Here is a 12,974-nt window from a genome sequence, read left to right as displayed (position 1 = left end):
CGTTTCAGGCGGCGACGCCGCCGGCCCGGCGCGGCGGCCAGATCGAAATGTCGCGGGTAACCGTTGCGCCATAGCGCAGTTTTTCCTCCGGGCGGTCGCGCGGTCGCTCGAAAGCAATGACGCGCGTGGCAAGCGTGAAGGCCTCACGCATGTCGTGCGTCACCATCACCACCGTCATCTGCGCCTCGTTCCACAGCCGTTTCATCAGCTGGTGGATTTCGGCGCGAATGCCGGGGTCAAGTGCGCCGAAGGGCTCGTCGAGCAGCAGGATTTTCGGCCGCATCAGCAGCGTCTGGGCAAGCGCCAGACGCTGCTGCATGCCGCCGGAAAGCTGGGCAGGATATTTGTACTCCGACCCTGAAAGGCCGACATCGCCTATCATGGTGCGGGCCTCGTCGATCGCAGCCCGGCGGGCTGAGCCGAGCAGCCGTCCGCTCGCCGGCGACGCGACAAGTTCTTTGCCGATCAACACGTTGCCGAGCACGGTCAGATGCGGAAACACCGAATATTTCTGGAATACGACACCACGGTCCGGTCCCGGTTCGCCCGGCAGCGGTTTGCCGTCGAGAAGGATCGTGCCGCGGCTCGGTCGCTCCTGGCCGAGGATCATGCGCAGGAAAGTGGTTTTGCCGCAGCCGGAGGGACCAACAAGCGCAACGAATGCGCGGGATTCGATCTCAAGCGAAACATTCTCCAGCACGATCTGATCACCATATTCCTTCCAGACATTGTCGATGGTCAGCGTGCTCATGCCTTGTTCTCCGTTGCCGACCAGGGAAAGATGGCAAGACGCAGCCGCTCCAGCAGCCAGTCGGTCAGCACGGCGATAAGCGTGATCCAGATGACATAGGGAAAAATCACATCCATCGCGAGATAGCGGCGAACGAGGAAGATGCGATAACCGAGCCCCGCATCCGACGAAATAGCTTCCGCCGCAATCAGGAAAAGCCAGGCCGGTCCGAGCTGGAGACGCAGACAGGTGATGAGCCGCGGCAGGACCTGCGGCAGCACCACGCGCAGTGCGATCTGCCATGAGTTTGCCCCAAGCGTCTCGGCCTTGATGATCTGCTCGCGCGGCAGTTCGATGGCCCTCAGCGCCAGATCCCGGATCATCACGGGCGCCACGCCGATGACGATGAGTGCGATCTTGGAAATTTCGCCAAGGCCGAGCAGGATGAAAAGGATAGGCAAAAGCGCCAGCGGCGGCACCATGGAAATGGCGCCGACGAAGGGCGACAGCAGTGATCGGGCGTAAGGCAGCATGCCGATGAGCATGCCTATGGCCAACGCCATTGCGGTTGCTATGCCCAGCCCCGAAAATAGGCGGGCGAGGCTTGCGAGCGTATCCGCCCATAGAAGAATATCGCCCGTGCGGGCATCGGGAATGACCGCCAGCCGGTTGATGGCGTCGGCAAGGCCGGCTAAGCCCGGCAGAAGCTTGTCATTGGCGTTTTCGGCAAGCCGTGCCGCCGAGCCGACCGTGTAAGCGATCAGTATGGCCGCAAAGGGCAGGACGGCAAGTCCAAGGCGGGCACCGTTCGAAGGACGCGAATTGATCCAGCGCATGGGAAACTCCGGGGTAATGGAAGGGTGGAAGACCGCGCCGGGGCGCGGTGCAGCTGGTCCTCAGAGCATTCCCTTGGCCGCTTCGGCCATGTAGTCCGTCGTGAAGCGGAACTTGACGTTGGACGTGTCACCGCGGACGGTCCCATCCGGAAACGCTATGCCGATCGCGTCCGCCGATGAAGCGCCGTTGCCAAGCAGGCCCTTGTCGAACAGGAAGTGCCGCACCCGGTCCATGGTCTTCGGCAGGTCCGGCGAAGCCGTGAAGGCGACCGCGTCCGCCGGCTTTTCGAACAGCTTGGTGGCCGCCATCTGGGCCTCGAAACCCGCAAGATCCGTGCCGGACGCCTTGCCCATCGCTTCACGCGCGGCCTTGCCTTCCGCGCTCTCGGCGGTCATCACCTTCATCGTATCGTACCAGATGCCCGCGAGCGCCTTGCCGAAATCGGGATTATCCTTCAGCACATCGGTATGGGCTACCATCAGATCGATGATCTCGCCGGGGACTTTGGAACTGTCGAAAACCTTGTTGGCCGAGGAATTCTGGAGAATGGTCGAAACCAGCGGATTCCACGTCACGACAGCGGAAACCTCCGGTGTTTGATAAGCGGCGACCATGTCCGCGTCCGAGGTATTGACGACTTTCACATCGCGTTCGGATGAGCCGATGGTTTCAAGCGCCCGTGCAAGCAGATAGTGCGACACGGAAAACTCCACGAGATTGATGTTCTGGCCCTTGATCTCGGCAAGGTCTTTTTTGTCCTTGAGGATGACGGCATCGTTTCCGTTCGAGAAGTCGCCGACGATGACGGCGGTTGTATCGACGCCGCCGGCAGCGGGAATAGACAGGCCGTCCATGTTGGTCAGCGTCACGGCGTCAAAAGCGCCCGCCGTATACTGGTTCATCGATTCCACGTAATCGTTGAACTGCGTGACCTCGATATTGATGGCGTATTTATCGGCCCATTTCTTAACGATGCCATGGTCGGCGGCATAGCCCCAGGGCATCCAGCCGACATAGATCGACCAGGCGACCTTGAAATCCTTTTTCGGCGCAGCATCCGCTGTCGAAACAAGCGGGAGCGCTAGAAGGCCACCCAGCACGGAAACTGAAATGATTGTTCTGAAAGTCTGCATTGGTATTCCCCTTTTGCTTGTTCTCAAAAAGGGATCGGCATAGACCAACGCCGCCAATCCCTTGGCTAACGAGGTCTCCCGGGCTTTTGTCCCGCCGTGCATCTGTGCGAGATTTCTCCTCGCACAGTGGCTGCTCTCGGACCAGTCATGCAAACCTGCACCGGAACCCTAGCGGCCAACTCGGAATGAATGATGCAAATCGCGTGCCAGATGGGATTTCGGGTTCTGACGCGCGATTTCGTCAAAATGCGAAGAAGAGTGCCCGATTTGTGTTCTTGCCGATGGGCTTCCAAGCTTATTTTTTAGGCGCAGCTTCGGCCAGCCGCCGTTTCGTGCTTTCGTCAGGCCATTCCGCCACCATAGTCATTCCAGAAATTGCCAACGGACAATAACACCATGCCAGTCAAACTGATCGTGCATGCAAGGCGATTGTCGAGGCAATCACGATGTGGTGGGACTCGTGGAGTGTCCCAAGCGGCCAACCTTTTGATCGGACCCAGTGGAATTTGCCCTTCTAACAACTAACCTTTCCCGATGGGTGTCGCTGAAAGCTCTCGAGCATTCAAGCAGGGGCCAACGCAGCCTGCGGGATGGCGGCATAGTTCCGTACAGCACCATGCTGTCGCAAACGAAACTTTTATATTAAACAAGGAGGTTACAAACGCTTAGCGAATCCAAGGCGGCGATCTAATTCGATTCCGCTCAAGGCGTTCACCTAGAAATTTAGCCTACTCATTTCTTCGTGACGGATTTCGGCTTTGGTTGATACAAGCGCCGTTTAACGTTTGAGCACAAAGCATTGCGGACATCCATGTCCACAATCGAAAGGTCGAACCATTCCGGATCAAGATATCCACCGCACCAACTTACGGTTTCGGCATATTCGGGATCGTCTCGATCGGCGATGATCTCCAAAAACCGCTCGTAACCCGATACGCCACCCACATCCTCGGGCGGCCGCGCCCTTTCGCCTGCGACACAGCTCCCGTGTTTGGGCGCGGTAGTGAGCGTCAAGAACTCCTCGACCATGACCGTGTGCCGCCAACCATCCCCGAAATCATAGTGGTAGCTGAAGAGAGAGCCTTCCTCGAAGTCCGAGCGGATAGCGTTTCTGCAGCGGCTGGAGATCGATCCGGAACTGCAGGCGCGCGTATCATCCGGACGGTGGGACCAGACGATCCGGGAGGGCAACGCAACCCCGGCCTGGCTTGCCAACGACTTCAACGCCAGTCGCCGCCACGCTCTGATCGTGGCTCAAGTCATCAAGCTTTGCCAGAAGCTCATGGACGACGCGGTAACGATGTTCATCAAACTGATGGGTAAGTTGTTCTCGCAAGCCAACAATCGAAAGAAACAGCGACGGATGGACTGCAGAGCGAACACCGCCAAAGCGCTGCGCATGTTCCTCGATACGATCACTGCTCTGCACGAATTCCCAGTCCATGTCCCCGCCAGTGATGGACTCGTCGCGGGGAAAGTCGACGCGGATTCCAAACGGCTCGAAGGGAACGAGCCCCGCCATGAGTATGTCGGTGATCGTCTCCTCACGAAAGTTTCGTCGCTTATGCTGATCTCAGTCCAGTATTCCGGCAGCCAGGAATGGGAAACGATGGGCGAAGCTGCATAAGAGATCCAAGTTTTCCATTCCTTTGATATGCCCAGTGGCGAGGGTGGCGATCGATGACACGCGCGACCGCGTGCCCGGGAGACACTGAAGGCATTACCTGGCGCCGGTAGTGCCGCCTTGCCGAAGGCGTACCTGACAACTTCCGGTGGTCAATCCCCTTTGTTTGCCAAGGCACACTCAATGCCCCGGATGGATCGTATCGTTCAGATACACGCAGATAAACATCGCGACCAACACCCCACAGACGTCAGTCGAGCCTTCGAATGTAGAGCCCATCCGAGGCACCCTCTTTGAGAAGGATCTCATCGACGTTTTCCGTTTGGGCGAGGCTGATCAACAGGGCGCTGCAGTCGTCCTGCTCGGCTGACGCCGCCCTGCTGCCTGTATGAAGGAACGTGGTCTGTTGATCGGGACTTAACTCGGCTCAAAAGCCATCGGTTGCCATGATCAGACGCGCTGCCGGTCCCTTGATTTTCTCAATCGTCGGGGCAATAAATTCCCTGGATCGGAAGCTTGACGTCAAGAGATTTCGCGATTTCAGCATGCGGTAAGTCTTTTACTGCATTCACCAAGGTGTGTGGGGCGGTTATCCAGGATACGGATTCATCCGCGTCCCTGATGCCCAATGAGCAATCTCCTGCATAGGCGGCAAAGCAGTCCTCCACGCCGCAAATCACGACGAGATAGCTTGCAGACCCTCGCGGGAAGCGTGGTGCCAGATCACGGTGCAGATCGCGGAGGAAGTCGCATAGGACCTCAGTTGAGACCGGAGAAGCCGCGGCAAACCAATCGACCATCTCCTTTACCAGCACGCGGGGAAGGTCTCCACTGCTCTCGCCGGCTGTCGATCCGTCTGTGATGATCATCAGCAGGCCGTGAGCATTCATGCCGATGCCAGCAAAGTCCCGGTTGTCGCTTGTGCGGGTTCCCTTCAGCGTGCGCCATTCGAGGTTAGCCCGCATTTTGGCCATCACACTGGCTGATCGTCACATAGCGCGCTTTTACGATGGCTGAGCGGCCAGGCTGTTTACGGAGATTTCCTTCAAGAAAGTCGTCGAAATCACTATTGGCGAGAAGTGCGCGGAACCCCTCGGCGGTGAATTGACGCACGTCATCGGAGGCAGCAGAAATCTCGGCTAGTAGCTCCTCGCGTCCGTCAACCATCAACAACAGATCCTCCGCATCGCGACTGGCGGGCGGTGTCAGCACCTTTATGTCTAGGCCGGTATCGAGGATGTGCGGCTGAGCCGTTTCGATCCCGGTCGCATACCAACGATTGCTAAAACCGAGGATTGCTTCATCATCGGGCATGAAATCGACCTTGAGCCTGCCAAGGCGCATCCGGCAGATCACATCATCGTCAGCAGCCTCTACGAAACCTTTTGTGCGCAGGTCTTCCAGCAGCATTGCCCATTCGTGCAATCCGGCAAGATCGACGATCAGATCGATATCGTCCGTCGACCTGACGTCTTCCAGCGTCACCGGGTCTGTGATGAACAGCGCCGTTGTGCACCCTCCGACAAAGACGAGACGGTTGCGGAGGTCATCGCCAAGAGCGGTAGCGACGGCCTTCAGCATCTCCAACAGCTGCTCGCGGATCTCAGTCATTTCGCGAGCATTCTTGATTTGAGGTGATCGCTTGCCAGTCCAACTTCGCGCTGGTTGCCAAGTCTGATGGCATCGACCAGAGCCAGATATTCGTAGAGGTGCTGGTCTTTCAAGGCTGCTTCCGGCACGCTCTTGAACAACGGTTCCACCGATTGCCCCATCTCTCGCCCTTCGGCGTATGGCCACACGTAGTTGTAGCTTCCGCCGCTGACGAGCAATCCTTCGAGCATAGGGGCCGCGAACGCCGTCGGGATGCCGCGTTGCATTGGGCCCGGGTTTGCGGGGAACACGAACCTCAAACCGTGAATGATGAAGTTGAACAGGTTTCGTCGGTGTGGGCGTGGTTCATTTTTCGCGTTGTCCTTCCGCGCGATACCGGATGCTACGCTTCGCTTGATGGATTGGGCAATTTCTGTTTTGCTGATGCCCGTGAGATTTTCCAGATTTCGGACAGCGTAGGGATCCCCGCCAATCGATTCCGATCGCAGTCGCTCTGAGCCCTTCTCGAGCTCTTGATCCTGCAAGCTGATCAATTTCAGCAGGACGACAATATCCTGACTTTTCATTATATTTGTCCTTTGTCCTAGGACTGAGGACATTAAGGGGCGTCCAACTGTTTTGTCAAATATAATCAATGTAAGTGCCTCGGGGCTAGAGTGGACCCGTCGGGCTGGACCACAAACGGCTCAATGATCTGCCATTTCTAAAGGCAAGTAGACGCCACGATTGGGAAACTTGATAAAGATACGGCCACTAAACAAAGGGGTCGCGAGTTCATGTCCCTTCAAGAGCCAAGGAGGCGGGGTAAGCACGGCGGATGCCTCGACGGCATAGAGTGGTTGAGTCGAGACCGTCTTGGTGGAAAACAGTTGTCAACCTGCGCCTATCAAGCGCTCGTGTAGCCGGTTGATAGCCCTTTGGAAGACGGCGGGCTCGTCGAGCGCCCGGGAGAGGACGATCGCCCCCTGGATAGAGAGAACGGCATCTTCCGAAAGGACGCGTGCCCGCTCAGCGTTACGGCCCTGCCGGATGAGCGCTGCTTGGAGAGCGTCCACCCAGGCGACGAAGTAACCTCGGATGGCTTGGGCGAATAGGTCTCGGGTGTTGGTAACAGCCAAAGCGCCGACGAGACAGACGCGCCTCCCCGACCTGAAGTATTTCGCGGTTTCATCGAGCATTGCCGCAATCGCGGCGTTGGCGTCGTCTCGGTCTCGCAGAGGAGAATAGACGGAATCTTCAAACCATTGCTCGATTTCGGCGAGCACAGCCTGAACCATCTCCTCCTTCCCATTCGGAAAGAAGTGATACAGGCTGCCCTTGCCCAGGCCGGTGGCCTTGCCGATCAGGGCAAGGCTCGCACCTTCATATCCATGCTCGCGAAATACTTCGGCCAGGGAGGCGACGGCGTCGGATCTTTCAGCGACCATGCGGGCCATGATTAGAGACCCAGATCACTGAGGCTGGCGTGGTCGTCCGGACGGCGGCCGAGCGGCCAATGGTAAAGGCGATCGCTCTCCGCGATCGGCATTTCGTTGATGGATGCGTGGCGATACGCCATCAGGCCGTCCTCCGCGAATTCCCAGTTCTCGTTACCATACGCGCGGAACCACTGGCCATTGTCGTCGCGATATTCGTAGGCGTACCTTACAGCGATGCGGTTCCCGGTGAAAGCCCAGAGCTCCTTGATAAGGCGGTATTCATGCTCCCTGTTCCACTTACGTGTCAGAAATGCCTGAGCTTCCTCACGGCTGGTAGCGAATTCGACGCGGTTCCGCCAGCGGGTGTCGATCGTGTAGGCAAGCGCGACCTTGGCGGCATCGCGGCTGTTCCAGCCGTCTTCGGCCAGACGGACTTTTTCGATTGCGGTTTCGCGTGTGAACGGGGGGAGAGGAGGACGTGACATGAGTATTTCCTTCGTGAGCCGCTTGTTGTACCAATAGGTAAAGGCTGTACCTATTGGTACAATAGGTGGAATGATTTTCGGTGTCAACGGGTTTCATACGGCGTCCGCGCGAAAACTTGCGACGTGCTTTCCCGATGCCGATCCCGAACCGGAGGGCCTATGTTGAGACTAATGGGAACAAGACGGACCATCCGTGCGCCCGTCCGCAATGGACTTGATGCGCAGCAACCCCGGTTCCATCATCACAACAAGCGCACTCGTCGGCTCTAAAGCCGGGACATAGGCCCGCGCCGATACATCAAAGCCCGCCCTATCGCCTAGAGGCGACCGGTCATGGCAATGATGTATTCCGGAGAAGCATGGGGAAGGCGGTGTTGCCAGTATCAGGGAGATTGGCGGCTTAGAGCGCCGCATCGTCGGACCTTGTCTATTGTGGTCCAATGAACTCAATGCTTCCAAAGGAGCGACTTCGAAAAGCCTTCGAACGGCTATGCCGTAGTAATCGGTACGGAGACCACTGCGAGGCCGAATGCGGCCTGCGGGGCGATGATCGGTAAAAAGGGGCGCGGATGCCCCTTTTATTTTCTCGATCGGCCACAGACGGCCGCGGCATGGATCATCCACGCCAGACCGAATCAGCCCTTGATGAAGGCCAGCAGATCGGCATTCAGCACATCGGCATTGACTGTCAGCATGCCGTGCGAGAAACCGGGATAGGTCTTCAGCGTGCCGTTTTTCAACAGTTTGACCGACTTATGAGCCGAGTCGGCAATCGGAACGATCTGATCGTCTTCACCATGCAGAACCAGCGTCGGAACGCTGATATTCTTCAGGTCTTCAGTCTGGTCGGTTTCGGAGAAAGCCTTGATGCCGTCATAGTGGGCCTTTGCGCCGCCCATCATACCCTGACGCCACCAGTTCTGGATAACGCCTTCATGCACGGTCGCGCCATCACGGTTGAAGCCGTAGAACGGGCCGGCCGGCACATCGCGGAAGAACTGGGCGCGGTTTGCTGCAAGTGCTGAGCGGAAGCCGTCAAACACTTCCATCGGCAGGCCTTCCGGATTGGCCTCGGTCTTGAGCATCAGCGGCGGTACGGCGGAAACGAGAACGGCCTTGGCAACGCGGCCGGCGGGTTCGCCATGCTTGGCGACATAACGGGCGACTTCGCCGCCACCGGTGGAATGGCCGATATGGACGGCATTCTTCAGATCGAGCGCCTCAACGACTGCAAAGGCGTCAGCGGCGTAGTGGTCCATATCGTGACCATCTGCAACCTGGGCGGAACGGCCGTGACCACGGCGGTCATGGGCGACAACACGAAAACCCTTGGAAACGAAGAACAGCATCTGTGCATCCCAGTCATCGGACGACAGTGGCCAGCCATGGTGGAAGACGATTGGCTGTGCGTCCTTCGGACCCCAGTCCTTGTAAAAGATTTCAGTGCCGTCCTTGGTTGTTACGAAGCCCATGTCGATATCTCCTTGTGATGAACTGTTCGTGGAAGAGGTCTGTGAGAAGGCGAGCAACGGGATGCTCACGCCGGCAAGTGCGATGCTTCCGATCAGTACGCTGCGCCTCGACACGAAAAACCGATCTGTATCGGATGACATTGCATTTCTCCTGTCGCGCTGTGTTTGCGAATTCCGTATTTGACAAAGAGAAACTATCGCCATCTCCTGACAGAAACACGTGGCGGAAATGACTTTATCCGAGGCAAAAGTGGCAAAACGGAAAGAAGCTGAATTCATAGAGGTGGGGTTGCTGGTCTACCCGGACTGCCAGTTGGCTGCCGTCTATGGATTGACCGATCTGTTTCGCGTCGCCAGCGAATGGTCGACGAATCTGCAGACACCGACAAGTCTTCGTAACATCCGCGTTAGCTACTGGAAGATGGAGGACGCAGATGTGTCCTGCACATGGGATTCACACCCCGGAGTTGCGCACTCGCTGAGCTACGTCATCGCGCCACCGAGCATCATCATGCCGGAGAAAATGCAGAGCATGAGCCCCGCTTCGCAATGGCTCGCGTCCCAGCATGCGCGTGGTGTGACCGTCTGTTCGATCTGTGCCGGGGCGTTTGTGCTTGCCGAGACCGGGCTAATCGACGGCCGGCGCGCCACAACCCACTGGGCTTTTGCCGAGAGGCTTGCCGAGCAGTTTCCTAAAATCGACGTCTCACCTGACAATATGATCATCGACGATGGTGACGTAATCACCGCAGGCGGCATTCTGGCCTGGGCGGATCTCGGCCTGCTGCTTGTCGAGAAGCTGCTCGGGCAGGCCGTGATGTTGGAGACGGCTCGCTTTCTGGTCGTGGATCCGCCGCGTCGCAGTCAGAGCCAGTACAAGGCTTTTCTTCCTCGCTTCGATCACGGCGACAAGGAGGTCCTGCAGGTCCAGCATCAGTTTCATGCGACACCGGAGCTGCAAAAGTCGATCGGCGAACTGGCACACAGCGTGCGTCTTTCGGAACGGACGCTCCAGCGCCGCTTTTTCCGAGCGACACGGCTGAAACTGACCGAGTATCTGCAGAACGTGCGCATCATGAAGGCGCGGCAGTTGCTGGAAACAACAAATGGTTCTGTCGAGAGCATTGCCTGGGCCGTCGGCTATGCGGATCCGGCAGCATTCCGCAAGATATTCGGTCGGTTGACGGGCGCGAAGCCAAACGTCTATCGCGGAGACGCGCGACTGTAATCAAATTGTGTTGGGATGCGCTGCCGACAGTAGATGGGCGGCCAGCGTTCAAGCTGAGCAGTAGATCTCGGTCGTTTGCTTGCTGAAACTGCCGGGTTGAAGGTTCGGATCACTTCAAAAGCCTTGTTTTTGATTGATGGTTGCGTCGGAACCCACTGAATCGATATTCAAAGTCGGATAAAGCGCGCTCACCGCTTCGACGTCTGCCTTTAATTCACCGATCATCCATTCCTTGACCTGCGTGACGATCGGGCGGGCGGGCTTGGTGCGCAGCCGGATAAGATGGCAGCGCCGGCCGGTGACCATCAATTGCTCGCTCGCTGGAACCAGTGTCCGTGTCCGCAGCCAATGGGCGACGACGTTAAGCCAGCCAAGCGCCACGCCCTGGCCCAGAAGAGCAGCTTGCACGACGATGGCGTAATCGGAGAAGATCATCGAATTCTGCGGGTCGCTGCCGCTGGCCGGTGTGAACAGCGTCGACCAGTTGGGTTGCGCATCGCTTAAATTGATCGTCGTATCCGGCACGCGATCAATATCGTTGCCGGAAATGGCATGGCTTTCCCTGTAGCCCGGACTGCAGATCGGCAGCAGGATTTCGGGCATGACGAAAGCTGCCTCGTGATGCCTGTCCGGTCCATCGACGAAACGCATCCCAAGATCGACGTCGTTGACCGGTCCCGATAGGGCGCCCATCATGAGCTGAAAACGAAGATCGACATTGGGAAATTCCCTTTTGAATTCGGCCATTCTCGGCATCATCCAGTGCGTGGTGAAGCCGGTCGAGACGGAAAGAGACACGGTTTCGATACCGGTTCGGCGATCCTCGATTTCCCGCAAGGCGCTTTCTATTCCGGCGAAGCCTCTGGCAATCGCATCGAACAGCAGCTGGCCGGGTTCCGTCAGCATCACGCCACCGGGCTGCCGAAGAAACAATGTCGTATCAAGATGTTCCTCCAGCCGGGACATCATGCGGCTCACAGCCGCTGGCGTCACGTTCAATTCGTCTGCTGCCCTTGAAAAACTGCCGCAGCGCGCAGCCGCCTCGAAAGTAAAGAGGCCATTCATGGAAGGCAGGGAGCGGCGAAGGAATGTCATTACATTTTGTAACATCGTATAGATTTTTTTTCAATTGCTTATCCGCCTTTTGTTTGGTCTCTTTGCTGCCAACGAGGGCGAAAGACCTTCCATGAATTCAGGGGAACGCGACAGATTGGTTTCAGGCCGGCGCTGGGCGTCACAGGCTGAAAATCTGCTCTTCGTTCCGCAAAAACACGCTGCCATACGTCGGAGCACCACCGAACGTACGGGGATTTTTTAATGGAATCATATGATTGAGCAGCCAAATACAGAGCGGGTAGGCGTTTCCATCAAAGAGGCAGTCAAGTGCTACGGAACGTTTCGTGCGCTGGACGATGTCAATCTCGATGTCGCTCCCGGCGAATTCGTTTCCATTCTCGGGCCTTCGGGGTCAGGCAAGACTACGTTGCTGGGAATTCTCGGCGGATTTGTCCAGCCAACATCGGGGTCAATTTGGTTAGGCGATCGGGATATTACATTTGAGCCGCCGCATAAGCGGGACATCGGTATCGTCTTTCAGAACTACGCGTTGTTTCCGCATATGAGCGTCGGCGAAAACATCACCTTTCCGCTAAGGGCGCGGCGGCTGCCGAAGGCGAGCTGGCCGGCGAAACTCAAGGCCGCGCTCGAGATGGTCGAACTCACCGGCTATGAGAGCAGGCGTATCCACGAATTGTCGGGCGGCCAACGCCAGCGCGTGGCGCTGGCGCGCGCCATGATTTTCGAGCCCGGCCTCATTCTCATGGACGAGCCACTTTCGGCGCTCGACAAGCAGCTACGCGAGACCATGCAGATCGAACTCAAGCGGCTGCATAAGCGGCTCGGCGCCACGATCGTCTATGTCACGCATGATCAGCGCGAGGCGCTTACTATGAGCGACCGCGTAGCGATCATGCACAGGGGACGTCTGGTCCAGGTCGATACGCCGGAGCGCCTGCATGACCGTCCCGTCAACGCCTTCGTCGCCCGTTTCATCGGCGAGGCGACCCTGCTTGCGGTTCGGCGCGAGAGCGAAATGGCGGTGCTGCTGGGAGACCGGCTGCTGCACACGGCGCATCGCGTGCCGGAAGGCGAAAACCTGCATCTCGTGGTTCATTCGGAAAAACTCGTGGTGGCGCAAGGCGCCCAAGCCGATGGCGGTAACAGGCTAACAGGCACTGTCACGGATACGCTTTATCAGGGCGAAAGCATTCGGGTTTTCGTGCGGCTGGACAGCGGTGGCGATCTGAGCTTCCGGCTTCCTAGCAATCATGCCGGCCGCGTGCTCATGAAGTCGCCGGGTCAACCGATCACGCTTTCACTCCACCCCGAAGACACGGTGATCGTTCCCGAAGCGGGCTGAGACATTCCATTCCATGC

General features: G+C 57.7%; 13 protein-coding genes, 3 pseudogenes and 1 riboswitch. Of the genes and pseudogenes, 4 read left to right on the top strand and 12 right to left on the bottom strand.

Features of this window, described 5'->3' with window-relative positions:
• Positions 1-4 precede the first annotated feature (4 nt).
• From CFBP5499_RS27440 to CFBP5499_RS27430, 3 genes are read right to left on the bottom strand one after another with little or no spacing between them, the layout of a single operon-like run.
• On the bottom strand, positions 5-751 hold the full coding sequence (locus CFBP5499_RS27440) for an ABC transporter ATP-binding protein (RefSeq protein WP_080830354.1): 747 nt from the start codon (positions 749-751) through the stop codon (positions 5-7).
• Positions 748-1,566 (bottom strand): ABC transporter permease, encoded by an 819-nt coding sequence (locus CFBP5499_RS27435; RefSeq protein ID WP_080830353.1) that lies wholly within the window; start codon positions 1,564-1,566, stop codon positions 748-750. The genes CFBP5499_RS27440 and CFBP5499_RS27435 overlap by 4 nt, the downstream gene beginning before the upstream one ends.
• Before the next feature lie 60 nt (positions 1,567-1,626).
• Positions 1,627-2,700 carry a putative urea ABC transporter substrate-binding protein gene (locus CFBP5499_RS27430; protein WP_080830352.1) on the bottom strand — a complete coding sequence of 358 codons (1,074 nt, stop codon included), beginning with the start codon at positions 2,698-2,700 and terminating at the stop codon, positions 1,627-1,629.
• 73 nt (positions 2,701-2,773) lie between these two features.
• A riboswitch (guanidine-I (ykkC/yxkD leader) is annotated at positions 2,774-2,883 on the bottom strand.
• A gap of 2 nt (positions 2,884-2,885) precedes the next feature.
• Here CFBP5499_RS27430 and CFBP5499_RS27425 point away from each other — a divergent pair.
• Complete coding sequence (locus tag CFBP5499_RS27425; RefSeq protein WP_130932593.1) at positions 2,886-3,092, top strand: hypothetical protein; 207 nt, start codon at positions 2,886-2,888, stop codon at positions 3,090-3,092.
• Between the two features lie 340 nt (positions 3,093-3,432).
• Here the strand turns inward: CFBP5499_RS27425 and CFBP5499_RS27420 are convergent.
• Positions 3,433-3,795 (bottom strand): annotated as a pseudogene (locus CFBP5499_RS27420) (plasmid pRiA4b ORF-3 family protein); the annotation flags it as partial.
• Between CFBP5499_RS27420 and CFBP5499_RS30245 the strand changes: the two are divergent.
• Positions 3,794-4,126: pseudogene (locus tag CFBP5499_RS30245) on the top strand (Tn3 family transposase); the annotation flags it as partial. The pseudogenes CFBP5499_RS27420 and CFBP5499_RS30245 sit on opposite strands and share 2 nt — an antisense overlap.
• Before the next feature lie 51 nt (positions 4,127-4,177).
• Here CFBP5499_RS30245 and CFBP5499_RS30930 read toward each other — a convergent pair.
• From CFBP5499_RS30930 to CFBP5499_RS27385, 7 genes and pseudogenes are all read right to left on the bottom strand, one after another.
• A pseudogene (locus tag CFBP5499_RS30930) lies at positions 4,178-4,222 on the bottom strand (hypothetical protein); the annotation flags it as partial.
• A gap of 581 nt (positions 4,223-4,803) precedes the next feature.
• Positions 4,804-5,289: a hypothetical protein gene (locus CFBP5499_RS27410; protein ID WP_080830349.1), complete on the bottom strand. Its 486-nt coding sequence runs from the start codon at positions 5,287-5,289 to the stop codon at positions 4,804-4,806.
• Entirely contained in the window at positions 5,279-5,935 is a 657-nt protein-coding gene (locus CFBP5499_RS27405) for a hypothetical protein (protein ID WP_080830348.1), read from the bottom strand. Before CFBP5499_RS27405 ends, CFBP5499_RS27410 begins: the two co-directional genes overlap by 11 nt.
• Positions 5,932-6,501: a hypothetical protein gene (locus tag CFBP5499_RS27400; RefSeq protein WP_080802349.1), complete on the bottom strand. Its 570-nt coding sequence runs from the start codon at positions 6,499-6,501 to the stop codon at positions 5,932-5,934. The genes CFBP5499_RS27405 and CFBP5499_RS27400 overlap by 4 nt, the downstream gene beginning before the upstream one ends.
• Positions 6,502-6,807: 306 nt before the next feature.
• On the bottom strand, positions 6,808-7,371 hold the full coding sequence (locus tag CFBP5499_RS27395; protein WP_080830347.1) for a TetR/AcrR family transcriptional regulator: 564 nt from the start codon (positions 7,369-7,371) through the stop codon (positions 6,808-6,810).
• 2 nt (positions 7,372-7,373) lie between these two features.
• Complete coding sequence (locus CFBP5499_RS27390; RefSeq protein WP_080830346.1) at positions 7,374-7,838, bottom strand: DUF1348 family protein; 465 nt, start codon at positions 7,836-7,838, stop codon at positions 7,374-7,376.
• A gap of 635 nt (positions 7,839-8,473) precedes the next feature.
• The gene (locus CFBP5499_RS27385; protein ID WP_080830612.1) at positions 8,474-9,310 is read right to left on the bottom strand and encodes an alpha/beta fold hydrolase; all 837 of its coding nucleotides are present in this window, start codon (positions 9,308-9,310) and stop codon (positions 8,474-8,476) included.
• Between the two features lie 229 nt (positions 9,311-9,539).
• Here CFBP5499_RS27385 and CFBP5499_RS27380 point away from each other — a divergent pair, with 229 nt between their 5' ends.
• Positions 9,540-10,538 carry a GlxA family transcriptional regulator gene (locus tag CFBP5499_RS27380; protein WP_080830345.1) on the top strand — a complete coding sequence of 333 codons (999 nt, stop codon included), beginning with the start codon at positions 9,540-9,542 and terminating at the stop codon, positions 10,536-10,538.
• 114 nt (positions 10,539-10,652) lie between these two features.
• Here the strand turns inward: CFBP5499_RS27380 and CFBP5499_RS27375 are convergent, their stop codons facing one another.
• Entirely contained in the window at positions 10,653-11,633 is a 981-nt protein-coding gene (locus CFBP5499_RS27375; protein WP_137066511.1) for a LysR family transcriptional regulator, read from the bottom strand.
• A gap of 232 nt (positions 11,634-11,865) precedes the next feature.
• On the opposite strand from CFBP5499_RS27375, the gene CFBP5499_RS27370 reads away from it, so the two are divergent.
• A complete protein-coding gene (locus CFBP5499_RS27370) occupies positions 11,866-12,957 on the top strand; it encodes an ABC transporter ATP-binding protein (protein ID WP_080830343.1) in 1,092 nt (363 codons plus the stop codon).
• Positions 12,958-12,974: the final 17 nt, after the last annotated feature.

It is taken from the genome of Agrobacterium tumefaciens (genome assembly GCF_005221325.1).
Lineage (GTDB): Bacteria > Pseudomonadota > Alphaproteobacteria > Rhizobiales > Rhizobiaceae > Agrobacterium.
This window is presented reverse-complemented; position numbering and strand designations above follow the sequence as displayed.